The organism is Acidovorax sp. ST3 (assembly GCF_003231145.1).
GTDB lineage: Bacteria > Pseudomonadota > Gammaproteobacteria > Burkholderiales > Burkholderiaceae_C > Acidovorax.
The window spans coordinates 164,609-191,248 of sequence record NZ_QKVP01000006.1 but is presented as its reverse complement, the minus strand read 5'-3'; the positions used below and the strand labels follow the sequence as shown (position 1 = coordinate 191,248).

General features: G+C 59.8%; 21 protein-coding genes. All 21 read left to right on the top strand.

All coding sequences use genetic code 11. The features are described 5' to 3' along the window. Positions 1 to 361 precede the first annotated feature (361 nt). The 21 genes from DNK89_RS24815 to DNK89_RS19530 all read left to right on the top strand — a co-directional run bounded on the left by DNK89_RS24815 (position 362) and on the right by DNK89_RS19530 (position 26,640). Positions 362 to 901 carry a hypothetical protein gene (locus DNK89_RS24815; RefSeq protein WP_238990877.1) on the top strand — a complete coding sequence of 180 codons (540 nt, stop codon included), beginning with the start codon at positions 362 to 364 and terminating at the stop codon, positions 899 to 901. After that, positions 902 to 2,896: a CHASE2 domain-containing protein gene (locus DNK89_RS19620; protein ID WP_110961476.1), complete on the top strand. Its 1,995-nt coding sequence runs from the start codon at positions 902 to 904 to the stop codon at positions 2,894 to 2,896. Positions 2,897 to 2,993: 97 nt separating this feature from the next. After that, positions 2,994 to 4,319, top strand: a complete 1,326-nt coding sequence (locus tag DNK89_RS19615) for a tetratricopeptide repeat protein (RefSeq protein ID WP_161958954.1) — start codon at positions 2,994 to 2,996, stop codon at positions 4,317 to 4,319. A 260-nt stretch (positions 4,320 to 4,579) separates the two neighbouring features. Continuing rightward, entirely contained in the window at positions 4,580 to 7,078 is a 2,499-nt protein-coding gene (locus tag DNK89_RS19610; protein WP_110961474.1) for a hypothetical protein, read from the top strand. A 201-nt stretch (positions 7,079 to 7,279) separates the two neighbouring features. Then, positions 7,280 to 8,827, top strand: coding sequence for a class I SAM-dependent methyltransferase (locus DNK89_RS19605; RefSeq protein ID WP_110961473.1), 1,548 nt, complete (start codon positions 7,280 to 7,282; stop codon positions 8,825 to 8,827). Between the two features lie 191 nt (positions 8,828 to 9,018). After that, positions 9,019 to 9,285, top strand: a complete 267-nt coding sequence (locus tag DNK89_RS19600; RefSeq protein WP_110961472.1) for a hypothetical protein — start codon at positions 9,019 to 9,021, stop codon at positions 9,283 to 9,285. A gap of 141 nt (positions 9,286 to 9,426) precedes the next feature. After that, the gene (locus DNK89_RS24315; RefSeq protein WP_153064301.1) at positions 9,427 to 9,618 is read left to right on the top strand and encodes a hypothetical protein; all 192 of its coding nucleotides are present in this window, start codon (positions 9,427 to 9,429) and stop codon (positions 9,616 to 9,618) included. A gap of 573 nt (positions 9,619 to 10,191) precedes the next feature. Continuing rightward, positions 10,192 to 11,307 (top strand): acyltransferase, encoded by a 1,116-nt coding sequence (locus DNK89_RS19595; protein WP_161958953.1) that lies wholly within the window; start codon positions 10,192 to 10,194, stop codon positions 11,305 to 11,307. 134 nt (positions 11,308 to 11,441) lie between these two features. Beyond that, positions 11,442 to 12,752 carry a reprolysin-like metallopeptidase gene (locus DNK89_RS19590; RefSeq protein ID WP_238990888.1) on the top strand — a complete coding sequence of 437 codons (1,311 nt, stop codon included), beginning with the start codon at positions 11,442 to 11,444 and terminating at the stop codon, positions 12,750 to 12,752. Between the two features lie 76 nt (positions 12,753 to 12,828). Next, on the top strand, positions 12,829 to 13,440 hold the full coding sequence (locus DNK89_RS19585) for a hypothetical protein (protein ID WP_110961469.1): 612 nt from the start codon (positions 12,829 to 12,831) through the stop codon (positions 13,438 to 13,440). Continuing rightward, positions 13,437 to 15,188 (top strand): type I secretion system permease/ATPase, encoded by a 1,752-nt coding sequence (locus tag DNK89_RS19580; RefSeq protein WP_110961468.1) that lies wholly within the window; start codon positions 13,437 to 13,439, stop codon positions 15,186 to 15,188. The genes DNK89_RS19585 and DNK89_RS19580 overlap by 4 nt, the downstream gene beginning before the upstream one ends. Before the next feature lie 22 nt (positions 15,189 to 15,210). Beyond that, on the top strand, positions 15,211 to 16,965 hold the full coding sequence (locus DNK89_RS19575; RefSeq protein ID WP_110961467.1) for a type I secretion system permease/ATPase: 1,755 nt from the start codon (positions 15,211 to 15,213) through the stop codon (positions 16,963 to 16,965). A 56-nt stretch (positions 16,966 to 17,021) separates the two neighbouring features. After that, positions 17,022 to 18,383 (top strand): HlyD family type I secretion periplasmic adaptor subunit, encoded by a 1,362-nt coding sequence (locus DNK89_RS19570; RefSeq protein ID WP_110961466.1) that lies wholly within the window; start codon positions 17,022 to 17,024, stop codon positions 18,381 to 18,383. 4 nt (positions 18,384 to 18,387) lie between these two features. Then, positions 18,388 to 19,752, top strand: coding sequence for a TolC family outer membrane protein (locus DNK89_RS19565; RefSeq protein ID WP_110961465.1), 1,365 nt, complete (start codon positions 18,388 to 18,390; stop codon positions 19,750 to 19,752). A 6-nt stretch (positions 19,753 to 19,758) separates the two neighbouring features. Continuing rightward, positions 19,759 to 20,571 (top strand): glycosyltransferase, encoded by an 813-nt coding sequence (locus tag DNK89_RS19560; protein ID WP_203422375.1) that lies wholly within the window; start codon positions 19,759 to 19,761, stop codon positions 20,569 to 20,571. Continuing rightward, positions 20,568 to 21,668 (top strand): glycosyltransferase, encoded by a 1,101-nt coding sequence (locus tag DNK89_RS19555; RefSeq protein WP_110961464.1) that lies wholly within the window; start codon positions 20,568 to 20,570, stop codon positions 21,666 to 21,668. The genes DNK89_RS19560 and DNK89_RS19555 overlap by 4 nt, the downstream gene beginning before the upstream one ends. Before the next feature lie 76 nt (positions 21,669 to 21,744). Then, entirely contained in the window at positions 21,745 to 22,635 is an 891-nt protein-coding gene (gene argB, locus DNK89_RS19550) for an acetylglutamate kinase (protein WP_015012455.1), read from the top strand. Between the two features lie 20 nt (positions 22,636 to 22,655). Beyond that, positions 22,656 to 23,348: a response regulator transcription factor gene (locus DNK89_RS19545; RefSeq protein ID WP_015012456.1), complete on the top strand. Its 693-nt coding sequence runs from the start codon at positions 22,656 to 22,658 to the stop codon at positions 23,346 to 23,348. An 84-nt stretch (positions 23,349 to 23,432) separates the two neighbouring features. Next, a complete protein-coding gene (locus DNK89_RS19540) occupies positions 23,433 to 24,884 on the top strand; it encodes a sensor histidine kinase (RefSeq protein ID WP_110961463.1) in 1,452 nt (483 codons plus the stop codon). 216 nt (positions 24,885 to 25,100) lie between these two features. Next, complete coding sequence (gene slmA / locus DNK89_RS19535; protein WP_110961462.1) at positions 25,101 to 25,763, top strand: nucleoid occlusion factor SlmA; 663 nt, start codon at positions 25,101 to 25,103, stop codon at positions 25,761 to 25,763. A gap of 148 nt (positions 25,764 to 25,911) precedes the next feature. Further along, the gene (locus DNK89_RS19530; protein WP_060984113.1) at positions 25,912 to 26,640 is read left to right on the top strand and encodes a TetR/AcrR family transcriptional regulator; all 729 of its coding nucleotides are present in this window, start codon (positions 25,912 to 25,914) and stop codon (positions 26,638 to 26,640) included.

The window sequence follows — 26,640 nt, the reverse complement described above, 5'->3', positions numbered from 1 at the left end:
AAAGACCCTTACGGCTGACATGAGGGGGCAAATGCTGGAGCTTGCGCGTAGTCAAAGTACGCCAACCCTGGTCACTGTCGCTGAGCCCATCGTCCGCCCGCCGGTCGCTGCAACTGTGGTTGCGCAGTCAGATGCGGCTACGTCGCCTGGTAAGCCCCGCGAGGTTGCCCTGGCCGATGGCGCTAACGCCAAAAATCTTAGCAACGAAGCGCTGGGCGTTACAGTTGCAGCGTACGTGCCACCGCCTCCACCGCCTCCACCGCCTCCACCGGCACCTGTGCCTGCCCCGCCGCCAGCACCTGTGCCTCCGCCAGTGCCTGTACCCCCACCCGTAGTTTCTGAGCCTGAACTTCCGCCGGTGGTGGCGCCGCCGCAGGTCAATCAGCTGGCATGGGTTCGTTATTCGTGGATCAATCGGCCTGATAGTGATACCTTCAGCCGCAGTCTGGAGCAGGCCTTGGCGGCTGGGCTTGAGAAGGTTTCCAGCAACAGTGGCTATGCGCTTTATCGTGCGCCCGCTGCTCCTGTGGGGGGGGCTGCTACGCTCGCCTCGCAAAATATGACTGAACCCGTGGTCAACTTCCGTTTGGCCGAGGCAACCGCTCATTTGTGGCGGGGTACCTTTTTGCCGGCTGAAAACGTCAATGTGCACAAAGGCGCCCTGACAGTTGACTTCGCGCGCAGCACGTTTGCCACTCGTCTGGATGTGAGCAACCCCAGTATGGGGGCTGACAATATCAGTGCGAGTGGTGCGGTGCTGCCCTCGGGTGCACTAAGGGCCGACGTTAGCAACGCGGCGATTGCGGGGGGGCTCAGCACGGATGGCCGCGAGGCGGGCTACGCATTTGAAAAGACCCTTGGAAGCGGCGTGCTGCGTGGCATCACCCTCTGGGGTCGTTAATTGCGCCGCCATGGCGTATTTGGGGTGGGGCTGGCGCTCGCCGGCCTGACGGCGTTTTTGCTGCACCTGCTCGCAGGCAACTGGTTGACTGCGTTGGAGGACCGCTCGGGTGACTGGGTGTGGGCTGCAACGGCAGAGCGCACGGATGAGCGCCGCATTATTGTTGTCGACATTGATGAGCGCAGTCTGGCTGAGGTAGGCCCTTGGCCATGGCCACGTGCCACACAAGCCCGATTGATTAACCAACTCGCGCAGGCGGGGGCTCGCCAGCAAGTGCTCGATATCGTGTTTACCAACGAGCGCTCAGACGACGCCGCTTTGGCCCTGGCCATTGCGCAGCACCGACCTGTGCTTGCGCAAGTGTTTGCTCTTGAGCAGGGGGGAAGCCCGTCGGTGGGACAGTTGGCTGGTGCTCTTGAATGGCCCACATGCCCCGCTCCTTTTGGTCAAGCACGGGGATATTTGGCAAATGCCGTTTCCCTACTCCCGGCGTCCTACGGTGCTGGGGGAGGGGCGCGGGTCAATAGTGCGACTGCCGCTCCTTCTGCGCCGTTGCATGTGGGGCACATCACCCCTCGTATTGCCGATGATGGAGTCATGCGGCACCAACCTGCTGTTATATGCTTGGGGGCTCGTAGCTATCCGGCGCTGGGCTTGGCGGCAATGATGCAGGGAAGTGGCGACGGGGCTCTGACCTTGCAGCGCGGTGGCTGGCTGCAAGCTCCTTGGTTGTTGGGGGCCAGCGCTGCGTCGGGTAGCGTGCCCTTGAGCGAGCAAGGCGATCTGCGTATACCTTGGCGGCTTCATCCTGATAGTTTCGTTAGCCTGTCGGCGGCCGATGTCATTGCAGGCCGTATCCCTCAGGGCTTGGTGGAGGGGGCGTGGGTGTTGGTTGGTAGCAGCGCCTTTGGTTTGAATGACACTATTGCCACGCCATTCGGCGGTGCTGCCTCAGGCATGCAAGCGCATGCGCAAATTATCGCTGCGCTGATTGATGGGCGCATTCCTGTCACGCCTCGCATTGCGCCTCTGGTCCAAGCGCTAGCCATTCTGTTGGGTGTGGGGCTGCTCTATGCATTGGCGCATGCCGCACCTGCGGCGCAGCCAGGGCGGGTGCGTCACTTGCGCAGCCCCGTTTACCTGTTGCCGCTTGCCGGTTTGGTGGTGGGTCTTGCGCTCTGGCTGGTACATGGCTTGCTACAAGTATTGGCGTCGCTTTGGCTCGGTTGGACCGTGCCAGTCTTGTTTGTGGTGTTGGCCGGGCTGTATTTGGGGGTCCTGACGCACGCGCAGAGCCGCATTGACCGTGATCGTCTCTACGCCCATCTGTCCAGCTATTTGCCTGCTCCCGTGGCTGCGGCGCTTGCACTTCAGTCGCCCAGCAGTGCAATACAGGCGCAAACTCGCCAAGTCAGTGTGTTGTTTGCTGATATACGCAACTTCTCTGCCTACTGTGAGGCACGGCCTCCGGAAGAGGCCGCAGCTGTGTTGCATGCATTTTTCTCCACTGCCACCAGGGTAGTACAGGCGCACGGGGGGGTTATCGAGGCCTTCCAGGGGGACGCCATCATTGCCGTTTGGAACGGTGAGTTGCAGGAATCTATCACCGCTGCCAGCACCAACCATGCGCGGCAAGCCTTGCAAGCCGCAATTGATTTGCAGGTGGCCATACGCGGAGTGCTCCCTGATCCTGCTCCCGATGGGCTAGAGCCTCTCAGTCTGGGCGTGGGGGTGGAAACTGGCCCGGCCATGGCGGGAAGCTTCGGTTTGGCCAGCCGCCGTACCCACATGGTGATGGGGCGTACCGTCACCATTGCCAGCCGACTGGTCGAGATGACGTCCGACTTGTCTCACCCCATACTTGTGGGTGAGGGGCTGGCTGGCCAGATAGGCGGTGCGGGGCTTCAATCCATGGGCACCTTTCTGCTTGACGGCATGCGTGTGCCCCATCACGTTTACGCCCATCCTCTCGATGCAGCACTCCGCATCGACTGATCCAGCCATCTCGCAACGCACCTTTCAGCGCCCGCGGTTGCCGCGCGTTGCGCCCTCGGGGGGTGTATCCACTCGCGTCGTAGTGACGGCTGTCTGCATGACGCTGTGGATGAGCTCCGCGCTTGCGCAGCAACCCGCTTGTGACGATCCCGCTGCGCTTTCGCAAACGGCAGATACCCTGCGCCAAAGCTTGCAGCACTGCCAGAACAACGCCAGTTACCTCGCTCGTTTGGGTCGTCTCTACATTCAGGAGCAGCGTTATGCCGAAGCCGCTGACCACCTTGAGCGTGCTTTGCTGTTCGATCCGGAAAATCCGGAAACCCAGCTCGATTACGCGTTAGCCCTGGCGGGCAGTGGGGACGCGGCCTCGGCCCTCAATCTGGTATTCGCCTTGGGGCAACGCCCAGATCTGCCGGACGCCCTGCGCCAAAGCTTGCGCTTGGCTGGAGAGCAATGGGTGCAGGCTGCTGGTGGCGCCGCGAGCAATTCACTCACCCAAGCCACGCGTATGAGTACCGGCATGCGCACCGGCTATGACAGCAACCTGCTCGGTGCTCCGCAATTGCGCAGCCTCACTCTTACCCTGCCGGGGGAAAACATCACTTTGCCGGTGGATGGCAGTAGCCAGCCGCGTCCCGGGCTGTATGCGCGTACTGATCTGCGCCTGGAGCACTCCCGCTTGCAGCCCGGTGGTCATCGGTGGGACCTGCAAGCGGCTGTGTTGCAGCGCAATAGCCCCCGTGTGGTGGACGCCAGCAGTACCCAGGCCGAACTGCAACTTGAGCACACCCTCAGCCCTGCCAAGCCGGGAGACTGGGGGCACTACGCTAGCGTAGCCTTCACAGCTCTGCACACCCACGCTGGCACCCGTTACAGCAGCCAGGGTTTGGCGGCCGGCCTGGAGTGGGCGCTTCCTGGCACTGGTGCGCCTTCCACGTCGTCGCCCTGCACGCTGCGCGCCGGTGCGGAATGGCAGAATCGCCAGTTGCGGAGCAATTCGGTGTTGTCTGGGCGCTACACCGGTTTGAGCGGGCAATGGGGTTGCAACCTGCCGGGAGGGCGGCAGTGGCAACTGTCTGCGAGGGCTGGACGTGACCGCCCAGTCGACCTTGCCCGGCCCGGTGCCGCGCAAGACCAATACAGCCTGCGCGCTTATGCACGTACGCCGATGGGAGGCAATGGTGCCTGGCTGTTCGATACGGAGGCCAGCCATAGCCGCGACGCGGTGGGGTACAGCCCGCTACTGGATAGCGGACGGCGACGCACCATCGCTCGCCTTACCTTCCGTGTCGAGTACCAGCACAACCTAGCGCCTGGCCTGCAAGCTCTGGGCGGGATTGAGGGAGTCGCGCAAAATGCCAGCCTGCCATTGTTCACCTTGCGCAGCCGCGGGGTATATGCTGGCCTGCGGGCCAGTTGGTGAATGGGGGCGACGGTGACCCGGCGCCGCACACAAGCTGTGACGCTGATCACGCCCAGGCCAGTCGCGCCAGCGCTACACTTGCTCCCAAGTTCGCTTATTGGGGCTTGTTAGACGCTAGGCAAATCTGCACTGCGTGTGATAATCATCCGGCAAACTTGTATAGGGTGGGGTTCTGCTACGTGCGGCATTCAGGTGCTGCTATAAAGTCTGGCCCTCTTTAGCAACTTGTTTTCATCCGAAACTACGTAAAGGAAGACCTCATGTCTCAAACCGTCTTTGGCGCACAAGCAGTCGTCACCATGTTGAACCGTGCGTTCAACAACGGATCGCCCGGTAACGCCGTGTTCAACAACCAAGTGGCTACCGCTGGTACTACCGAAGCAAGCTGGGCGGCTTTTGCGAACCAGTTTGGTAACAACTTTGCTGGTCTGACCAACGCAGAAATGTCCACGCGCGTTCTGGGTAACCTGGGTGTTCTGCCCAACGCAGAACTTGAAGCTGCCGTGACGCAATACTTTGCAGACAATGGCTTGGCCAACCGTGGCCTGGTGGTTCTGCAATTGGCCCAGATCCTGTCTACGCTGGAAACCGCTCCAGCTCCTCAGAACATCTTCAACGCAGCTGCAATCGCTTGGAACAAGGAAGTGGAACGCGGCTTCCTGTACTCCAGCGACGTGGACAACACCGTTGCTCAACAAGGCGACTTCACCACCAGCGCTTCCACGCTGACACGTGAAACGGACGTGCTGACTGGCCCTCTGTTCAACGGCTACCTGGACTACAACAAGTTCACCGGTAACGACGAACAAACGCTGACCAACAGCGACCGCCTGACCGGTACGGCTGCTGACAACGACGTCTTGTTTGCACAGCTGCTGAACGCCGCCAACACCCGCCCACGTCTGGACGGCATTGAGATCATCTCTGCTGAACTGAAGGGCGCTACAGGTACGCTGGACCTGACCGACACCAAGGGTGCCAAGCAAGTTGTGAACCAAGGCTCTGCTGAAACTGCAGCCCTGACCTTCAACAACATCGGTAACATCGTTGATGTGGTGGTGCGTAACACGACCTCTGACACCACTGCTGCGTGGCTGCCTTCCGTGATGGCCGGTAGCTCTGACGCTGTGAACCTGGTGCTGGAAGGCGCTGGCACGAAGATCGATCGCTCCGCTGTCACGCTGACTCCCGGCGCTGGTACTGCCATCGAAACTATCAACGTGAAGGCGGCTACTACAGCCAGCGTGCTGTCTACCGTGACCAGCGCTGGCGTCAAGACCGTCAACGTGACGGCCGATGTGGCTCTGACCATTGGCGACAAGACCAACGGCAGCGGCTTCACCAGCACCGAAGTCGCTACGCTGGACGCATCGGCTGCTACGGCTGGCGTGTTCCTGAACGTGAGCGCTGCTGGTGGCAAGGACCAGACCATCACTCTGGGTGCTGGCAACGACACCGTGGTGGTGTCTGGTCTGACCGCCAAGGACACGATCACTGGCGGTAACGGCGTGGACCGCATGGTTCTGGCCACCGGCGACACCGGCACCAACGAAGCCACCAAGATGGTGGGTGTTGAACAGATCGAAGTGCGCGCTGCTGGCTCTAACCTGAACCTGATCGCCGCCACCGATGTGAACCTGATCGCCGTTGCCGAAGTGGCAGGCACTGCCAGCATCAACAACGTGACCGCTGTGAAGTCGGGTCTGACGTTTGCCTTCGAAGGCGAAGGTGCTGCCGCTGCTGTGAACGGTGCTAACGCTGTGTTCGGCGACGTCAAGTACAACCTGGCCAACGCCACGGGTACTACTGACGTGATCAACTTTGCGTTCAACAATGGTGGTGTGGCCATGGCTGCAAACTCCACGGTGACCATCGGCACGCTGACCAACTCGGGTAACAACGTCGAAACGCTGAACTTCAACTTCGCCGACCTGGGCGCCACCAACACCGTGACGGTCGCTGACATCAACGTGGGTACAGCACTCAAGGCCCTGAACGTCACGTCTGACAGCAAGGTCACGCTCAACAACGTGAATGACCTGCTGAAGCTGACGTCGGTGGATGCTACGGGTGTGAAGGCTGGCTTCACCGCTGTGTTCGGCGCGCTGGGCGATGCCGCCAACGCTTCCGTCAAGGTGGGTGGTGCTGGCAAGAACGCTGTGACGGTGGACAAGGCAGAAAACCTGACCAACGCAGCAACGACTAACCTGACGCTGACGCTGGACGGCTCGGCCGGTACGGGCGATCAGACCTTCACGGTCAAGAACAACGACATCAACCAGACCCTTAACAACACCAGCGCTGGTGTGGTGGTGATCGGTGGCACTGGTGGCGATACCATCTCCGTGAACACCATTGTTGATGCACGCAGCTCCATCCAGGGCGGTGCAGGCACCGACAACATCACCCTGTCGGGTGCTGGTGTGGACGTTCTGGTGCTGTCGCTGGGCGACACGGGTTCCACTGTGGCAACGGGCGACCAAGTGACTGGCTTTGTCGCAACGGGCCAAGACCTGATCGATCTGCGTAATTTCGGTTTCGACGTGAGCCTGCAAGGCGTGACTGCAGCTGCTGGACTGCTCAACGGTACCGCCAACGAATTCGGTGGCAAGGCTGCGGCTGTGGCCAACAACGGCGGCAATGCCGTGGTCTACATCGACACCAACAGCGACAACAAGCTGGGTGCTGGTGACTTGGTGCTGACGCTGGTGGGTGTGGCTATTGCTGACGTCGGCACCGCTGACATCATCTGGTCTTAATGGCCCGATGCAGCCTGCCGTGAAGGTAGGCTGCACATTTCTTAAAAACCCAGCAACCGGGCCCGGTTGCTGGGTTTTTTCTTTATAAGAGGTTGACCGACCTCAAGCACAAATGGCGTGCCAGCACCGTCGTGTGGTATAGGCGGCAGAGTCGTTCGAGTGCGGGTGGCTTCAACAAACAACACAAGGAAGGCAACAGGCATGGCAGGCTGGGACGAGGGATATGTGTCCGACGTGGGTTACACCATGGGTTATTACGGCGAAATGAATCCGTTGCGCATGCGCATGGCGCTGATCGGTGCGGGCTGGGAGGCGCCGCGGGTGGTCAATGCCTGTGAACTGGGGTACGGCCAAGGCTTGAGCATCAATTTGCACGCAGCCGCTTCGCCCGTGGCGTGGTGGGGCACGGATTTCGCTCCCGCACAGGCCAGCTTTGCGCGCGGACTAGGAAGTGCGTCGGGTGCTGACGTGCATTTGTTCGATGACTCGTTCGCCGAGTTCACCAACCGTCCCGATATGCCCGAGTTTGACTTCATCGCCTTGCATGGCATCTGGAGTTGGGTGAGTGAGAAGAACCGCTCGCTGATCGTGGATTTCATTCGCCGCAAGCTCAAGGTGGGGGGAGTCGCCTACGTCAGCTACAACGTGCAGCCCGGCTGGTCCACCTTTGCACCCATGCGTGACCTGATGGCGTTGCACGGTGCGCTGCTGGGTGCGCCAGGGCAGGGCTCGCTGCGTCGCGCAAGCTCCGCGCTGGAGTTTGCGGAGCGCCTGTTGGCGGTTGATCCGATGTATGCCCGCGCCAATCCGGTGGTCCAAAAGCGCATTGGAGACTTGCGCACCAAGCCTGCAGAGTACATTGCGCACGAATATCTCAACCGCGACTGGCATCCGATGTTGTTATCGGCAATCGCGGACTGCCTAGAACCTGCCAAGCTGCAGTTTGCCTGCTCCGCCAGGCCGCTCGATCATGTTGATGGTCTTCATTTGACGGAGGGGCAGCAACAAATGCTGGATGAACTGCCTGCGGGGGGGGCGCGTGAGACGTTGCGCGACTTCATGGTGAATCAGCAATTCCGTGCGGACTACTGGATCAAAGGCGGCCGTCGGCTGTCGGCGCGCGAGCGTGCCATGCAGCTGGGTGCCATGCGCATTGTGCTGACCGATAGGCCCAGCACGGTGCTGGAGGGAAAGGTGCGTGGCACTTTGGGCGAGGGAGCCCTCAAGGCCGAAGTTTACGGGCCGGTGCTGGACGCGCTGGCCGACCACCTGCCTCACACCTACGCCGCCGTGGTGGAGCATGCCGTGCAACGTGGCGTGACCGCCTCAGCCGCTGAGCAGGCGGTATGGGTGCTGATGGGTTGCGCGCGCGTTTGGCCGGTGGCAGAGGAGGGTGCTATCGAGCAGGCTCGCGTTCACGCCGCGCAACTGAATGCGCATGTCCTTGCGCGCCGCGAAGCGGATGCAGGCCTGCCTTATCTCGCCAGCCCAGTCTTGGGCGGAGGTTATGCGGTCAATGAATTCGCGCAATGGCTGCTGCTCGCAATGCGTGAGAGTGGCAAAGGGAGCCAGTCTGAAGACCTGGCGCGCAAAGTGTCTGCTCAGATGGAAAGCCGGGGGCGGCGCCCGGTGAAGAATGGTCAGGAACTGTCCGGCTCGGCGCAAGGGTTGGAGGCATTGACGCAACTTACACAGGAGTTTGTCCTCCACGAGTTACCGATACTGCAAAAGCTGGGAATCGCCGCATAGCCTGCAGGCAGCCTTTGGGGCACGGGCTTTGGCTGTCGACTTGGCGGACACACAGCCTGTTCGATATATCCATCCGATGGTGCCCCAGGGCATGGCACCCATGTTCCGGTGAATCTCGCGGGGGGGAGGTTGGCGCATACTCTGCCCCTGCGAGCCAACCCGGCTGATGCAACCAAGTCATATGGTTTTTAATGTTGAAGTTGTTTCATGACCTTCCCGGATTTCCAGCGAGCGATACCGTGGAGGGTGCCGGTGGCGAACGGGTGGAGTTGTCTCCGCCGGAGGGGCGCTTCCCGGCGATGGTTTCAGTTCAGGTTTGGGATGCTGTATGGCTGGCTCCCAACGCCGCGCTGTTGCAGAGTCATCAGTCCCCTTCCGAAGGCGAGCCGCTGGTGATTGAGGTGGTCGGGGTTGCTGACTACGGAAGCTGGGCGGGGGCGGTCTTGATGCTTGATTGAATGTCCGCGCGATTGCGGCCTTCCAACGGCTAGGCTCAGGTGCCACCGTTTTGGTGGGAACTGGGCTTTCTAAGTCCTCCGTTCGGCCTTTGAATCGCCCCGGATTCACTTTGCAGAGGCTGGCGTGCTAGAGTCTCAGCCATGACTAACACGCAAAACTCTACAAACCTTGGTGATACCTCTGCAGCAGCGAAGCCTCCCTCGGATGGTTCATCTGTAGCGCCAACACAGCTGCCAGACATTGCAAAAATGCGCGCCGAGTTGGAGCGCCTCATGGGCAAGCCTGATGCCCCTGACACTGAAAAACAGCAAAGTACAAAGCCCCAGAAGTGAGCCTCCCTGGCCAGTTGCGGTGTTCCTGTTTCATCGCGTGCACCACATTAGGGTGTCATTCATCGCGAGGGTTAGCTCGGTGTAGGTTCTCGAAGGTTGGTGCGTTGCTGCGGGGCGGGGATGTTTTCCGGCCAGTCAGTGCTGCACCAGTGAAGCATCTAGCGTTTCCATTCTTCGCTGCATAGGGCGTCGGCTTTGGTACATAGTTTCACTACTTCGGGCTGATCCGCCGAGCTGGATATGGGCAGCCTATGGCTGAGCTGTGGGGTGTATGCAGAGACGGCCTTGGGATAGGGCCGTGCCCACCTTGTACAAGATTCAGTCGCAACTGCCCCTGTGTAAACAACGTGAGTCCGGGTTTCTTTGGCGAGTGACTGAAGGTGCCCGCAAAGGCATGATCCATTGCAGGCCAAAGCGGTATCGGGTTTGCGGACGGAGCACTATGCACCGCTTCGCGATGGCTTGAACGGCTGCTTGGCACAACAGCCGGACGGCAGCCTCATGGTGCGCCGCCACAATGCAACGCGTGCTGTGTTGAGAATGCTCGAAGCGATCAGTCGAAGGAGTGGGGGGATGCAGGTATCTGCTTCGGCGCATACAGTCGTTGGGTCCCAGGATGGCGCTACACAGTGGCCTATCGAGGGATTGCGCGGCTTGGCTGCGTTCATGGTGATGTGGTGGCATTTTCGCCACTGGGTGACCGAAGTGCGCGGCGTGGATGCGTTCGGGTACACCGGTGTCGATCTGTTCTTCGTACTCAGTGGTTTTGTTTTCGCACCATATGTATTTGGCAAGCCCTTGGCGCTGGGGCCTTTTTATGTGCGGCGTGTGCTCCGCATTTATCCCCTGTACCTGGTAAGCCTGCTGATTTACGTGGTGCTGCGCCAACTGCAGGGGGCTGAACCCTGGCGCTACTTTTGGCAGCATGTGCTCATGCTGCATACCACTGTTTCTCAGGAGATGGCGGCTTACTACAACGGCGCCTACTGGAGTCTCCCTGTAGAAGTGGAGTTTTATGCTTTGCTGCCACTACTGGCGTGTTTGGTTGGCCGAAGAAGGCATTGGTTTGGCGTAATGCTGATCGGCGCCGTAGTGCTGCATCTGGCATTGTCGCGATGGGCTTTGCCTGGCCAAGCGCCTATGCCGATGGTGCTGGCCAATGTGCATTGGCCGGGGCTGTGGGGGGAGTTTCTGTTGGGGTGTCTCGCTTGGCGGGTTGGACGTCTGCCGGTGGCGGGGCGCTGGGTGCCTTGGCTGCTGGGCGCGGCAGGCGCCTTGTGGTTGTCGGCCGCAATGGTTTGGGTCGCAGTTGGGGATTCTGGCGTGTTGGCGCATCCATTGCTGCGCGGGAACATGGGTTACTGGGCTGCGACGGCGTATGCGCTCCTGATGTGCGCGGTGAGTGCGCGGGCTGCAGAAGTTAACAGTGCGGCCAGCAATGCAACGACATACAAGCTTTGGCTGGCGCGTCTGTCAATGTTGGGTGGCCAGCTGAGTTATGGTGTTTATCTGCTGCACAACGCTGGGCAGGAAGTATCCGGCATGCTATGGCCAGGCTTGGGCGGCTGGCCGCGTGTATGGGCTGCTGCAGGGCTTACAGTGACTGCGGCTTGGGTGCTGCATCGTGCGGTGGAGGCGCCAGCGCGGGCTTGGGGGCGAGGCTGGATGCCGACGGTGGCCCGCAAGTGACGCCCAGCTCAATTCGGTGACTCCGGTATGGCGAGTGGCGGACTTGGCACGCTTTGCGCCGGTACGTCAAAATGTTCAGTTGTTCTGAGGTTTGCGGAGGATTCATGGCGGCAAGAGTATCGGACTTGACGACGGTGGTGTACTCGGGTGACTACCGCGCGGATGCATTGCTCGACAATGTAGCTCCCTGGAACTTCTGGCCAGATGGTCGCAATGTGCTGTACTTCACGTTCGATGTCAGCGCGGGTAGTGTTATCGACATGGAAACCTCTGCGCCGGTAATTCGGTTTAACGCGCAGCAGCAGCAGGCAACCCGTGCGATCCTCCAGTACGCAGCGACCGTCACAGGCCTGGCGTTTGTTGAGGTGTCTAGCAGTGCTCTTGCGGATGTGCATTTTGGCGCCACTGATCTTCAAGGCGCCTCCGTGGCGGGGCTTGCATCGTCCTACTGGCGGTATTCGAGCACGCAAGACGGGATGATTGCAAGCCTGGAGGCGGAGTCGCTCATCTACCTTGATAACGTGGAGCAGGCTGGAATTAATTCCCAGCCCGTTGCCGGCAGTATTGGCTATGAGGTTTTGTTGCATGAAGTAGGCCACATGCTTGGGCTGTCGCACCCCTTTGCTCCGGAATCCCCGCGTCCTTTGCCGGTAGCAGAGGATCACACCGGCAATACGGTGATGTCGTACACGGACCGCGGTGCACCGAAATCGCAGTTCCAGTCTTACGATCTTCTAGCGCTTGACTGGATTTATGGTCGAGATGGAGTTGGGGGAGCGTGGGGTTACAACTCTGTCAACGGCCCCTCTTTGGCGTTCAGCCCTCCCCCAGCGCGCATCGTAGGGACTTCAAAGGCAGATGTCTTTCGAAGCACCAGTGCCAATGAAACCTTTGATGGACAGGCAGGCACAGACACTCTGATGCTGCAAGGATTGCGGGCTGGTTACACATTGGCGGGCAATGGATCTTCGTGGCAGGTTGCAGATCGCACGGCTGGGCGTGATGGTACCGACACCGTGCTGCAGACAGAAAGGTTGCAATTCTCCGACTTCAATGTGGCTCTGGACTTGAACGGAATCGCCGGAGCGACCGCAAGAGTTTTGGGGGCTGTGTTGGGCGAGGCAGCGGTTGGTCGCCGAGAATGGGTGGGAATAGGTCTGCGATTGGCGGATGACGGTGTCAGTATGGCTGATCTGTCTCGTCTGGCATTGAAGGTGATGCTCGGGCCGGCGTATACCAACGAGCAGGTGGTCAATCTCGTGTACGCCAATCTGTTTCATGCCAGCCCTGATGCTGCCACACGCGCGGCACTTACCGGATTGCTTGATTCGGGTGCCTATTCGGTAGATGTGTTGGTGGCAGTTGCAGCGGCTTCTGATGTCAATGCCGCCAACATTGGATTGGTCGGTCTGCAAGCACACGGTTTGGAATACTTGCCGGCCTGAAAGTGGGGGCATCGAAAAGTGATGCTCCCATTTTTTTCAAAAAAATTCATATAGGAACTGATACAATTCTTCCTATATGAATTCCTTGTTGCGCATTCCTTTGCATGCTTCGCCCGATCAAGTGGAGCGCCTCGAAGCGCTCCAGAAGGGCTTTGCGCAGGTGTGCAACGCGCTTGCGCCGTTGGTGCAGCAGACGCGGGTGTGGAACCGGGTGGCTCTCCATCACTTGGCCTACCGGCAACTGCGGGAGCAGTTTCCCGAGATGGGTTCGCAGATGGTCTGCAATGCTATTTACTCGGTGTCGAGGACCTGCCGCCTCGTATTTCAGCAACCTGGAAGTCCTTTTTTCTTGGGTACTTGGGGAAATCGGTCATTGCCGTTGCTGCGGTTTGCTGACACCTGCCCCGTCTATTTTGATCGCCACACACTCAGTATCAAGGCCGGCCAGTTATCGATGTTCACCTTGGACGGGCGTATGCGCTTTCAGCTCGAATTGAGAGAGCAAGATGAGTTGGCTTTTCATTCGCGCAAGTTGCGTGAGGTCGTGCTAGCGCGCAGAACGGGCGGTATTTTTGAGTTGTCTTTTCTGCTCGGAGACGTGGATGGCAAAGATGGTGATTCCGCGTCGAGCGCCAATGATTCCATGGCGGAAATTCCTGAATATGTGGTGGTGGAAGAAACAGTATGAATCCAAATAATTCCCAATCTGAGTTGCGAGCAGCCATGCTCGGGCTCCGTCCCTATTTCGTGAAGGCGGGTTGGTTCAGTCTGCTGTCCAGCATTTTGGTTCTGGCGCCATCATGGTACATGCTGGAGGTATATGACAGAGTAGTGAATAGCCGCAATCACCTCACTTTGGCTATGTTGACGCTATTGGTGGTCGGGGTGTACGTCGTGATGGAAGTTCTCGAGTGGGCGCGCAGTGAAGTGATGCGTGCGGCAAGCCTGGAGTTGGATGCGAAGCTGAGTCAGCGGATTTTTAATGCCATTTTTGAGGCGAATCTCAAACGATTACCTGGGGGTACCCAGCAACCGCTCCAAGACTTCAAACAAATACGTGAGTTCTTGTATTCACCCGCCTTGCTTGCCTTGATGGAGATCCCTGTATCAATTGTGTGTTTGGTTCTGCTTTTTCTTATCAGCCCTGTGCTTGGATGGACATCTATTGTTTTCTCGATCGCACTTACCGTCATTGGATGGCTGAATGAACGCAGTACCAAGCCGGTATTGGGTTCCGCCAATCGCATGGCGGTGGCGGCACAGCAGTATGCAGATGGGTCGTTGCGCAATGCGCAGGTGATTGAGTCGATGGGAATGTTGAAGAACATTCACGCGCGCTGGATGGTTAAGCAGCGGGAATTTCTTAACCTCCAAGCCAAAGCTTCTGAAAATGCAGGTGGTTATCAGGCTGTATCGAAATTTTTCCAGCAGGTCTTGAGTTCGGCGCTGCTGGGTCTGGCTTGCTGGTTGCTCTTGCACAACAGTCTAAATGGCGGTGGTGGAATGCTGGTCGTGGGTTCCATTTTGGGGGGGCGCGTACTGTCGCCGCTGGTCCAAACGGTCGCGCAATGGCAAACGGTAATCAATGTAAGAGATTCGTGGGCTCGATTGAATCAGTTGCTGGCAGCGATTCCTGCCAAGGCAGACAGTATGCGCTTGCCCATACCTCGGGGAACTGTTCAGGTCGATCATTTGATGGCAACAGCTCCCGCTGGTACCTCCAGTATTCTCCGTGGTGTCAGCTTTGCGCTGAACCCGGGAGAGGTTCTTGCTGTGGTGGGGCCGTCAGCTTCAGGAAAAACAACGCTCGCTCGTTTGTTGGTCGGATTGTGGCCCGCGACAGTCGGCAAGGTTCGGCTGGACGGCGCTGATGTGTACGTGTGGAATAAATCTGAGTTGGGGCCTTATGTGGGGTACCTGCCCCAGGGGGTGGAGCTTTTTGACGGTACCTTGGCAGAGAACATTGCCCGTTTTGGTGACGTCGATATGCAGAAAGTGCAGGCCGCAGCTACTGCCGTAGGCCTGCATGAGTACATCCTGGCATTGCCTAAAGGCTACGACAGTCCCGTAGGCCAAGATGGTGCGATGCTCTCCGGCGGTCAGCGTCAACGCGTGGGGCTTGCCCGCGCAATCTATGGGCGCCCAGCTTTTGTTGTGTTGGATGAGCCAAACTCTAGTCTGGATGAAGAGGGGGATGTGGCGCTGGCGCGGGCCATTGCCAATCTCAAGGCGCAAGGCACTACTTTTGTGGTGATGACGCACCGCACTAGCGTTCTCGCTGTGGCGGACAAGATGCTGGTCTTGCGCGAAGGGCAAATGCATGCATTTGGCCCTCGCGACGAAGTATTGAACGCGCTGCAACGTGCCGTACAGCAGGGGCAATCTCAGTCGGCAAACTCTACGCATGCCAATGCGGCTCAGTTGGCATCAAGCTGATGCAATACGCAGGCAAATCAATATGAAGTCTCTGTCCTTTTTTGATCGAAGTGAGCTGGCGCGAGCTCTGTGGACGTTTCGCCGCGAGTTCTTGATGGTTGCGGTTTTCAGCATGATTGCCAATGTGCTCATGCTATCGCCAACACTTTACATGCTGCAGGTTTTCGATCGCGTTATGGTCAGTATGAGTGAGCTCACGCTGCTGGCCATGTCTTTGATAACGCTGTTTTTATTTGCAGTGATGGCTTTTGCCGAGTGGATGCGTTCGCGGGTGTTGGTTCGGGCGGGGGTGCGGCTAGACGCCATGCTGGGCACTCGTGTTTTCAATTCCAGTTTTGAGGCTCATCTTGGGCAATCGAGCGAGACAACGGCGCGTGCTTTCAATGACCTCATTCAAGTGCGTCAGTTCCTGACGGGTAACGGGATTTTTGCCTTCTTCGATGCTCCGTGGACCCCGATTTACCTCGCGGTTTTGTTTTTCTTGCACCCCGTACTTGGCTGGGTTGCGATTGCATTTGCCCTCGTTCAAGCAGCCCTGGCTTGGTTTGGGCATCGGCAAACTGTTGCACCTAGCGAGGCTGCGGCGCAGGCGGCATCGGCGTCGGGTACTTATTTGCACAGCAAACTGCGCAACGCAGAGGTTCTGGAGTCGATGGGAATGGTGCACAACTTGTTGCCCCGCTGGCTTGAGCGCCATCGCATATCCCTCGCGTTGCAGTCATCCTCCGTGTCGATGGGAAATCGGATTTCGGCATGGAGTAAATTTATTCGCTATTCGCAGCAGTCATTGGCTCTGGGGGTGGGCGCGCTGCTGGTGATTGATGGGCAGTTGTCGCCGGGGGGGATGATTGCTGCCAATGTCCTCATGACGCGTGCACTGTCACCGATCGACATGTTGGTTGGGATGTGGCGCGTCTTCACGAGTGCTCGATTTTCGTTTCTTCGGCTGGAGGCGCTGCTCAATGAGTATCCTGAGCGCGATCCTGCTATTTCGCGTGTCGCGCCCAAGGGAAGCTTGGAACTGATTGGTGTTACGGCTACCGCGCCTGGTCGCCCTACCCCCATTCTGAAAGGGGTGTCCATCACGCTGCAGGCAGGCTCAGTGACCGTAGTTCTGGGAGCTTCGGGTTCGGGCAAATCCACGCTGGCGCGTTGCATGGTCGGCATATGGCCGAATGTCAGTGGTGAGGTATTGCTCGATGGGCTGCCTATTGACGGGTGGGACCGAACTGAGCTGGGCCCGCACATCGGCTATCTCCCGCAGGACATCGAACTCTTTGAGGGCTCTATCGCGGAAAACATTGCCCGGTTTGGTGCGGTTGAGTCGGAGAGGGTGATTGAGGCTGCCCGGAGCGCAGGCTTGCACGACATGATTCTTCGATTCCCGAGGGGTTATGACACGCCCATTGGTGAAGCCGGCGGATTGTTGTCGGGAGGGCAGCGCCAGCGCATTGGCCTTGCACGTGCGATCTATGGCAATCCGATTCTGGTTGTGTTGGATGAGCCGAATGCGAACTTGGACGATGTGGGCGAAAGCGCGCTGGTGCATGCGGTCAAAGTTCTGAAGGATGCAGGCCGAACGGTGGTACTCATCACGCATCGCCCTGGCATTTTGGGGGTCGCTGACCGCCTCATCGTTTTGCGCGATGGGGTTGTGCAGGCAAATGGTCCCCGTGATCAGGTCATCGCGGCGCTGCGGACTGCCCAGGAGTCAGTGTCACGTGCAAGTCTGGACACCGCCAGCGGCGTCAGTCCTGCGATTCCCAATCCAGCGTAAACCGACTGGACATATTTTCAGATTTTTTGCCTGGTTTTGACATGGCTACATCTTCAATGAATTCATCGAACTCGGCTTCCCCAATGGGAAGTAATCCCGACTCTGGTCGTGATGTTGTTGCTACGACCCCGGCCGCTGCCGAGGCCCGGCGCGTCGGTCGCGTGGGACTGCTTACTTTGATTGTCGGTTTCGGCGGATTTTTGTTATGGGCTGGGCTTGCGCCTCTGGATGAAGGGGTGCCAGGTCACGGGGTTGTCGCGATCGACACAAAGCGCAAGCCTGTTCAGCATCTAACAGGGGGGATTGTCAAAGAGGTCCTGGTAGGAGAGGGGACCGTCGTGCATGAAGGGCAACTGCTCGTTAGGTTGGATGAAGCTGTGGCGCGCGCGAACTTTGAGGCCGCCCGTCAGCGGTATCTGGGGCTTCGGGCCGTGCAAGGGCGACTGCTTGCTGAACAGGCAGGCCTCAATACAGTGACCTTTCACCCCGATCTGGTGAAGGAGAGTGCAGATCCGTTGATCCGCCAACAGATGCTGAATCAAGAGCAATTGTTCATGACACGCAGAAACCTGCTTCGTTCTGATCTGCAGTCCTTTGAAGAGAGTATTCAAGGGCAGCAGGGGTTGCTACAGGCATATGCCGGAATGCTGGACAGCCGACGCTCGCAGTTGGCGTTGATCAACGATGAGCTCGGGAGTTTGCGTGGTCTCGTGAAAGAGGGATACGCACCCCGCAACCGGCAGCTGGAAATGGAGCGCATGGTCGCGGATGCGAATACCTCCATTGCTGATCTTCAGGGAAACACCATTCGTGCGCAACGCGCAATCGGAGATCTACGCCAACGCGTTATCTCGCGTCAGCAGGAATACCGCAAGGAAGTCGAAACCCAACTGGCAGACGTTAGTCGGGAAGTGTTGGCGGAAGAGCAGAAATACCGTGCAGTTTCGAATGATCTCGAGCGGACCGAAGTCAAAGCCCCGGTTTCCGGGCAAGTTGTGAGCCTTGCGGTCCAAGCGGTTGGCGGCGTGGTACAGCCCGGCCAGAAGCTTATGGACATCGTGCCAGAGGATGAGGCGTTGCTCCTGGAAGCGAAAGTGCCGCCGCATCTGATCGATCGGGTACGTGCAGAAATGCCAGTTGACGTCCGTTTCTCGTCGTTCGCTCACTCGCCCCAGCTCGTAGTAGAGGGAAAGGTGGTCTCGGTATCTGGGGATCTACTCACAGAGCAACAAACTGGCGCTGGCTACTATCTTGCTCGTGTTCGCGTGACGCCTGAGGGGCTTAAAACATTGGGCAAACGCCAGTTACAACCGGGGATGCCCGTAGAGGTCGTCTTCAAGACCGGTGAGCGTTCTTTGCTGACCTATCTGCTGCATCCGCTGGCTAAGCGCGTTTCTGCCGCGATGAAGGAGGAGTAAAGCCATGCAGTCGAAAAAATCAACATCTGCTGCGGGCTCGAAATGGGTAGGACTGGTTCTGTTGGGTGCTATTGGTCCGTTTTGTTCGGCTGCTTGGGGGCTTGATCTCAAACAGGTGTATGACGCGTCCGTAGCCAACGATGCTCAGGTGAGAGCCTCTCGTGCTTCTGCCGAGGCTGTGCGTGAAAAGATTCCGCAGGCCAATGCGCAGTTGATGCCTAACGTGGCGCTTTCCGCTGGGCGAAACTACAACGACCTTACCAGCACAACTCCCAACATATTGGGCCAGGAGACTACCCGCCAAACCCACTATTTCTCTGGGAGTCAGACACTGACAGTGAAGCAACCTCTTTACCGTCCCTATCAATTGGCACTCCTTCGCCAGGCGGAGGCGCAGGTGGGTGATGCGGAGGCCGCCCTTCAACGTGATGAGCAAAGTCTGGTTGTGCGGGCGGGGGAGGCCTACTTTGAAGCTTTGCTCGCGGAAGAGCAGCTGAAATTGATTGCTTCTCAAAAATCTACTTATTTGACCCAGCTTGACGCTGCACGTAAGCGTGTAAAGGCTGGGTCTGGAACCCGAACGGACATCGATGAGGCGCAGGCTCGACTTGATTTGGTTGTCGCTCAGGAATTGGAAGCGAAGCAGAACAAGGACTACACGCTGCATCGAATTGAGGTTCTCACGGGGCAGTCGGTTCCGAGCTTGGCGCAACTCGATGTCGTGCGTTTTGTAGCGAAGGCGCCAATACCTGCAGATCTTGAAGCTTGGATGGCACGCGCTGAAAACGGAAGTCCGGAGCTGCAATCACTGCAGTCACAGATAGAAATTGCACGCCAGGAAATAGAAAAATCAAAGGCTGGACATTTGCCTACTTTGGATGCAGTCGCACAATGGTCACGCACCAACAGCGATAGCGTCACGAGTGTGAACTACAAATACGATAACAAGATGATTGGTCTGCAGTTATCAATCCCTATTTTTTCGGGGGGCTACGTGAGTTCTACAGTGCGTCAGGCCGTGGCGTCTGAAACACGTGCTCGTGAAATGCTGGAGGCGACGCGTCGTGATTTGCGTGTGCGCGTTCATCGGGAGTTCCGTGGTGTGACAGAAGGAGTCCTGAAAATCGCAGCACTGGAGCAAGCTGTGCGGTCGGCTGAAACTGCCCTCGAGTCCAACCAGAGATCATTTGAGGCGGGTATTCGCACCACATTGGATGTGCTGAATGCGGAGCAACAGAAAACAACGGCGCTGCGCGACCTCGCACAGGCCCGTTATTTGTACCTGGTCTCTCTGATGCGCTTGCGGTCGCTCGCAGGGGATGATCGCGAACTTAACGTGTCCGAGGCAAATAGCTGGTTGATGCAGTAGCACGCGATGGACTTGGATCCAAGATGCGCTTCAGCAAGTCTTTGCAGTAAAGAGGCTGAGAGCTTGGTTATATCCATCGTGAGCCATGGTCATGGCAAATTGGTCCAGTCCATCCTGGAAGAACTCACGCGGTACTGCGCGTCTTCTGTAACACGAGTCATTCTCACGCTGAATATTCCAGAAGAGGTGCCTTGCGCACCCGTTGGCGGTTGGCCTTTTAAAATGGATTTCATCCACAACACTAGGCCTCATGGATTCGGTTTCAATCACAATCAAGCTCTGCGTGATGCGACCGAATCCTTGGTGTGTGTGCTCAACCCCGATGTCGGGCTATTGGGTAGCGACCCCTTTGTAGCTCTCAAGCAAGTTGCTTTGCAACAGGGTGTGGGTTGCTCCTATCCAGAACAAGTGGATAGCACGGGAATACTTCAGGATTTTGAACGGTCATTGCCAACGCCTGCGGCGTTGTTCGCACGCCGGGTGTTAGGAAGATCCGACTCTCGAGTTGACTGGGTCAATGCCGCATGTTTAGTAATGCAGCGCGCTGTGTGGGACAGCTTGGATGGATTTGATATCCGGTACTTTATGTACTGTGAGGATGTCGATTTTTCACTGAGATTGCGCCTGAGAGGATGGGTTCTCGCCCGTGCTCCGGTTCGCGTGGTTCATGCTGGACAACGGGCGAGCAGTTGCAACCCCCGACACCTTTTTTGGCATCTCTTTAGCCTTTTTCGATTGTGGCGCTCCCCTGTCTACAAATCGAGTCTGCACATGGTTACTGCAACGAACGAATCCAAGGTTACGATCGACCCTTCATGATTTCGCTGTCTCTGCTTGGATTTGTTGTGGCTACTTTGGTGGCGGGATTCATTGTGCAGTGGGTCAGGGGCCATGCATCACGGTATGGAGATGGCATGCCGCAGCGGTTTCACGTGGGAGACGTGCCAAGGTTGGGGGGGGTCGCCCTGCTTTTGGGCATTGTTACCAGTTGGGCGCTCGGCTGGATCCAGTCAATATTTGGCGACCCGGGGTCTCTGCGGTTTGGCTCGTGGGTGGGATGCTGGATGCTCACCTTGATTCCTGCGGCTATTGGCGGTATCGCAGAGGATATGACTCAGCGCCTCACAGTGAGATACCGTCTTGGCCTCACGGCTATCTCGGGAGGCTTGGCCGTTTGGTTGCTTGGCCTTACCGTCCCGAGGTTTGATATACCTTGGCTGGACATGCTGCTGCCGATAGCTCCATGGCTTGGGCTCTGCTTCGTGGTGCTCGCTGTGGCCGGTCTTCCACATGCTTTCAATATTATTGATGGCTATAACGGGTTGGCGGGAATGGTGGCCGTTATCGTGTGTCTCGCACTAGCCCATGTAGCCTTGCAAGTAGGGGACAGGGCTATCGCTGCCATTTTGGTATCCACTGCCGCAGCTACCGGCGGTTTCTTGGTCTGGAACTACCCGCGGGGCATGTTGTTTGCCGGTGATGGCGGGGCCTATGTGTGGGGCGTGGTGATCGCCATGGCCAGCATCTCGCTGGTACAGCGCAACGCAGACGTATCGCCCTGGTTCCCCATGCTCCTGCTGATTTACCCGGTGTGGGAGACGGTTTTTTCCATATACCGCAAGGCGGTGCGGGGGGTTTCTCCGGGAGTGGCCGATGCTCTGCATTTCCACCAGCTCATTTACCGCCGCATTGTGCGCGGGGTGTTTCACGATGATGAGTCTCGCCGGGTGCTCATGCGCAACAACCGCACGTCACCTTATCTGTGGGGTTTCACGCTCTTGACCGTGGTGCCGGCGGTGCTGTTCTGGAACAACACCCCCTTGCTCATGGCGTTTTGCGGGTTGTTTGTAGTCAGCTATGTGATGGCCTACCTGGCCATCGTGCGGTTCAAAGTACCAAACTGGCTGCGGCACTGACGTCTTCTTGTGTTCGCGCGCCCGGCGAATGCGGCACAATTTGTGCCTCACTGTTTTCTCCGGATGGCCCGCCTCCATGACCGACCTTCTTTCGATTGCCCCGCGCGACAAGGCTGAAATCCTGGCCCAGGCGCTGCCCTACATCCGCAAGTTCCATGGCAAGACCATGGTCATCAAGTACGGCGGCAACGCCATGACCGACCCCGCCCTGCAGGCGGACTTTGCCGAGGACGTGGTTCTGCTCAAACTGGTGGGCATGAACCCTGTAGTGGTGCACGGTGGCGGCCCGCAGATTGAGACGGCGCTCAACCGCCTGGGCAAGAAGGGCGAGTTCATCCAGGGCATGCGGGTGACCGATGCCGAGACCATGGAAGTGGTCGAATGGGTGCTGGCGGGCGAGGTGCAGCAGGACATCGTGGGTCTGATCAACCAGGCCGGTGGCAAGGCCGTGGGCTTGACTGGCCGGGACGGCGGCATGATCCGCGCGCAAAAGCTCAAGATGGTGGATAGCAAGGACCCCACCATCGAACACGACGTGGGGCAGGTGGGCGACATCGTCTCCATTGACCCCAGCGTGGTGAAGGCGCTGCAGGACGATGCGTTCATTCCCGTCATCAGCCCGATTGGTTTTGGCGAGAACAACGAGAGCTACAACATCAACGCGGATGTGGTGGCCAGCAAGCTGGCCACGGTGTTGCGGGCTGAAAAGCTGATGCTCCTGACCAACACGCCCGGTGTTCTCGACAAAGCCGGCAACCTGCTGACCGACCTGACGGCCCGCCGTATCGACGAGCTGTTTGCCGACGGCACGATCTCGGGCGGCATGCTGCCCAAGATTGCCGGTGCACTGGATGCTGCCAAAGCCGGGGTTAATGCCGTTCACATCATTGACGGACGTGTGCCCCATGCCATGCTGCTGGAGATCCTGACCGACCAGGCCTACGGCACCATGATCCGGTCCCACTGATCTCCCCGCGTGAGGGCACCATGCGCCTGCTGTTGGTCGAAGACGATGTGATGGTGGCCAGCGGCATCAAGCTGGGGCTCACCGACGCGGGTTACGCAGTGGACTGGGTGGGCAGCGGCGAGCGGGCCGAGGAGGTGCTGCGCGCCGAGTCGTTTGATGCCGCCATCATCGACATCGGGCTGCCCGCCATGGACGGCCTGGAGCTGACACGCCGCCTGCGCCGCCCGGACATGGCAAGCCCTGCGATGCCTGTGTTGATCCTGACAGCGCGAGACGCGCTGCATGACAGGGTGCAGGGGCTGGACCTGGGGGCGGACGACTACATGGTCAAGCCGTTTGAGCTGCCCGAGCTGCTGGCGCGCCTGCGGGCACTGCTGCGCCGCTCCCAGGCTGCGACCACGGCCGTGCTAAGTTTTGGCCCGCTGGAGCTGGACACGGCCGGGCGCCGAGCCAGCATGCGCACGCCGGCGGGCGAACAGGTCATCGAACTGGGGCCCCGCGAGTGGACGGTGCTTGAATACCTGCTCATCAACGCGCCCAAGCCTGCGAGCAAAGACAAGCTGCTGCAGGCGCTGACGGGCTGGGACAAGGAGATCACCCCCAACGCGGTGGAGGTCTATGTGTCGCGCCTGCGGGGCAAGCTGGAGCCCCATGGCGTGGCGCTGCGGTCCATCCGGGGCTTTGGGTACCGCCTCGAACTGCAGGCCCCCTGAGCGGCAACTATCCCCCCCCGATCTTTCGGCCGCCTCGCCATGCTTTGGAAGAAGAACTCCTCCCGGCGGCCCGGTTTGCGTGCGATGACGTCGGATCTGCGCACCCGGCTCTTGCTGATGCTGGTGATGCCCCTGTGCGTGCTGGCGCTGGTGGGGGTCTGGCTGGACTACCGCTCGGCCGACGAGGCGGCTGGCCAGCACGACCAGCGGCTGGTGCGGCTGCTGCCGGCATTGGCCGATTCGGTGCTGGCGCCACCTATTCACGACAACGACCCGCCGTTGCTCCTGCTCGCGCCGCCCATTGAAGATTTTCTGCGCCAGAACGCCGGCTTTGCTGCCTACAGCGTGCGTGACACCTCCGGCCGCCTGCTGCTGGGCGAGGGCTGGGTGCATGGCGCCGTGCCCACCACCCAGGCCCCGGAGTTCCACAGCGTGGAATTCGGCGGGGTGACGTACCGGGTGGCGGCACAGCGCGGGCGCACAGGGGCGGGCGAGCTGGTGGTGGCTCTGGCCGACGGGTCAGACCCGCGCCAGAAATGGGCGCAACAACTGCTGCTGCGCGTGTTGTTGCCCAACCTGGTGCTGCTGGTAGCGGCGGGTTTTGCGATCCACTGGGCGGTGCGGCAAGCCTTCAAGCCCCTGGTGGGTTTGGCCGAGGCGGTGGAGCGCCGCTCGCCGCGGGACCTCAGCCCCATCGACGAGGCCGCATCGCCCGACGAGGTGCGCCCCCTGGTGCACTCGCTCAACCGCCTGTTTGCGCTGGTCAACGCGCAGGCGGAGGGGCAGCGGCGCTTTGTGGCCGACGCGGCGCACCAGCTGCGTACGCCCCTCGCAGGCCTGCAGGCCCAGGTCGAGGCCTGGGCCATGATGGCCAAGGCGGCAGCGCCACCCCGCACCTCTTTCCCGGATTTCGACCGAAAAATGCCGCTAGCGCATGAGGATCGTGCCCAGGGCGCTATTGTTTTAGGAGTCGATCAGATCGAGAAGCTGCGCAATGCCACGCGCCGCACCTCGCAGCTGGCGCACCAGCTGCTGGCGCTGTCCCGGGCCGATGCCCGCAGCCTGGATGCGCAACCGCCGCAGCGGGTGGACCTCAAGGACCTGTGCGAATCGCTGCTCGAAAACTTTCTGGACGCCGCCACCGGCAAGGGCCTGGATTTGGGGCTCGATGTGCAGCTGGTGCATGTCACAGGCCACGGCTGGCTGTTGCGCGAGCTGTTGTCCAACCTGGTGGACAACGCCATCAAGTACACCCCGCCGGGGGGCGTGGTCACCATCCGCTGCGGACTGCGCCAGGGCCGTCTGGGCCCCCCGCGCCCCTACATGGAGGTGGAGGACGACGGCCCGGGGGTGCCGGAGAGTGAGCGCACCCGCGTGCTGCAGCGCTTCTACCGCGTGCCCGGTGCGGGCGGCGAGGGCACTGGCCTGGGGCTGGCGATTGCGGACGAGATTGCCCGCGTGCACCGCGCCGCACTGACGCTGGGCACTGGCCCCCAGGGGCGGGGGCTCGTGGTGGCCGTGGTGTTCCCGCTGTAGTGGTGCGTGTCCTGCGGCCTGCCGGGGCCGGCGGGGATCGCTCAGGGGCCTGTGCGAGAATCATTTCCACACACGATTGACTTGTGCAAACAGGTGGCGCCCCGGCTCCTCCTGGCTGTGGCAAGACGTGACATCGTGATCCACGCCCTGCCGTGATCCGACCATGCCCGGTGGCATGTGTTCCGGGCGCGGGGCCCACCGGAGTCCCTGTCCTGCATGTCTGAAATCTCGCCCCTCCCCGAGTCCGCCAGTACCGCCGAAGCGGGTGATGTTGCGGCTGCCCGCAAGCGGCCCAAGCCCGGGGAGCGGCGCATCCAGATCCTGCAGGCCCTGGCCGCCATGCTGGAGCAGCCGGGGGCTGAACGCATCACCACCGCCGCGTTGGCCGCACGCCTGTCCGTCAGCGAGGCCGCGCTGTACCGCCACTTCGCCAGCAAGGCGCAGATGTTCGAGGGCTTGATCGATTTCATCGAGCAGTCGGTGTTCACGCTGGTGCAGCAGATCACTGGGCGCGACGTGCCAGACCCCGCGCAGCCTGCCGACGCGGGCGCGCGCCAGGCTGCCCGCATCGTGGCTCTGGTACTGCAGTTTGGCGAACGCAACCCGGGCATGGTGCGGGTGATGGTGGGCGACGCGCTGGTGTTCGAGCACGAGCGCCTGCAGCAACGCATGAACCAGTTTTTTGACCGCATCGAATCCACCCTGCGCCAGTGTCTGCGCTCGACCACGGCCGCGTCCAGCACGCCCACGGTGGACGCCCAGGTGACGGCCAGTGTGCTGACGGCCTTTGTGGTCGGGCGGCTGCAGGGTTATGCCCGCTCGGGGTTTCGGCGCTTGCCCACCGAGCACCTAGACGCCAGTCTGGCGCTGATGCTGTAGCCAGCAGACGGCTGAGGCAGCGTTACCCAGCAAAGGTGGCGCTGCTGCAACGGGTGGTTTGGGTGCGTCTCCCTATTTTTTCCGGGGGCTTGGGGTGTGCGGGTAAATTGCTGCAGAATAGAACGAACGTTCGTTTTTATTCGTGCCCATGTCCTCCACCCCCGAATCCCGCCAAGTCACCCGCATTCCGCGCGCTCGCAGCGGTACGGGCCGTGCACTGCAAAAGGGCCAACAGACCAAGGCGGCCATCGTCGAGGCGGCGCTGGGCCTGGCCACCCACATCGGGCTGGAGGGCCTCTCCATCGGGGCGCTGGCCGACGTCACGGGCATGAGCAAGTCGGGCGTGTTCGCCCACTTTGGCTCGCGCGAAGAGCTGCAGATCTCCGTGATCCGCGAATACCACACCCGCTTCGAGCAGGAAGTGTTCTACCCCGCCATGTCCGCACCGCGCGGCGTGGCGCGTTTGTCGGCGCTGTTCGACAACTGGATGAAGCGCACCTCCATCGAAATCGACTCGGGCTGCATCTACATCAGCGGCGCGGTCGAGTTTGACGACCGCACCGGCCCCGTGCGCGACGCGCTGGCCAGCTCGGTGCTGACCTGGCATGCCGCCATGCGCCGCGCCATCGAGCAGTGCAAGGAGCTGGGCGAGCTGCGGGCCGACACCAAGGAAGAGCAGATGCTCTTCGAGATCCACGGCCTCATCCTCGCGCTGCACTACGAAGCGCGGTTCCTGCAGACCCCGGGCTCTATCGACAGAGCCGTCGTGGGCTTTCACAACATCCTGGCGCGTTACAGCGCCACCGCGGCCGCCGCCAAGGCACCCACGGTGGCGCGCCGCAAAGTTTCCAACCAAACCACCCCATCCAAGGAGTAA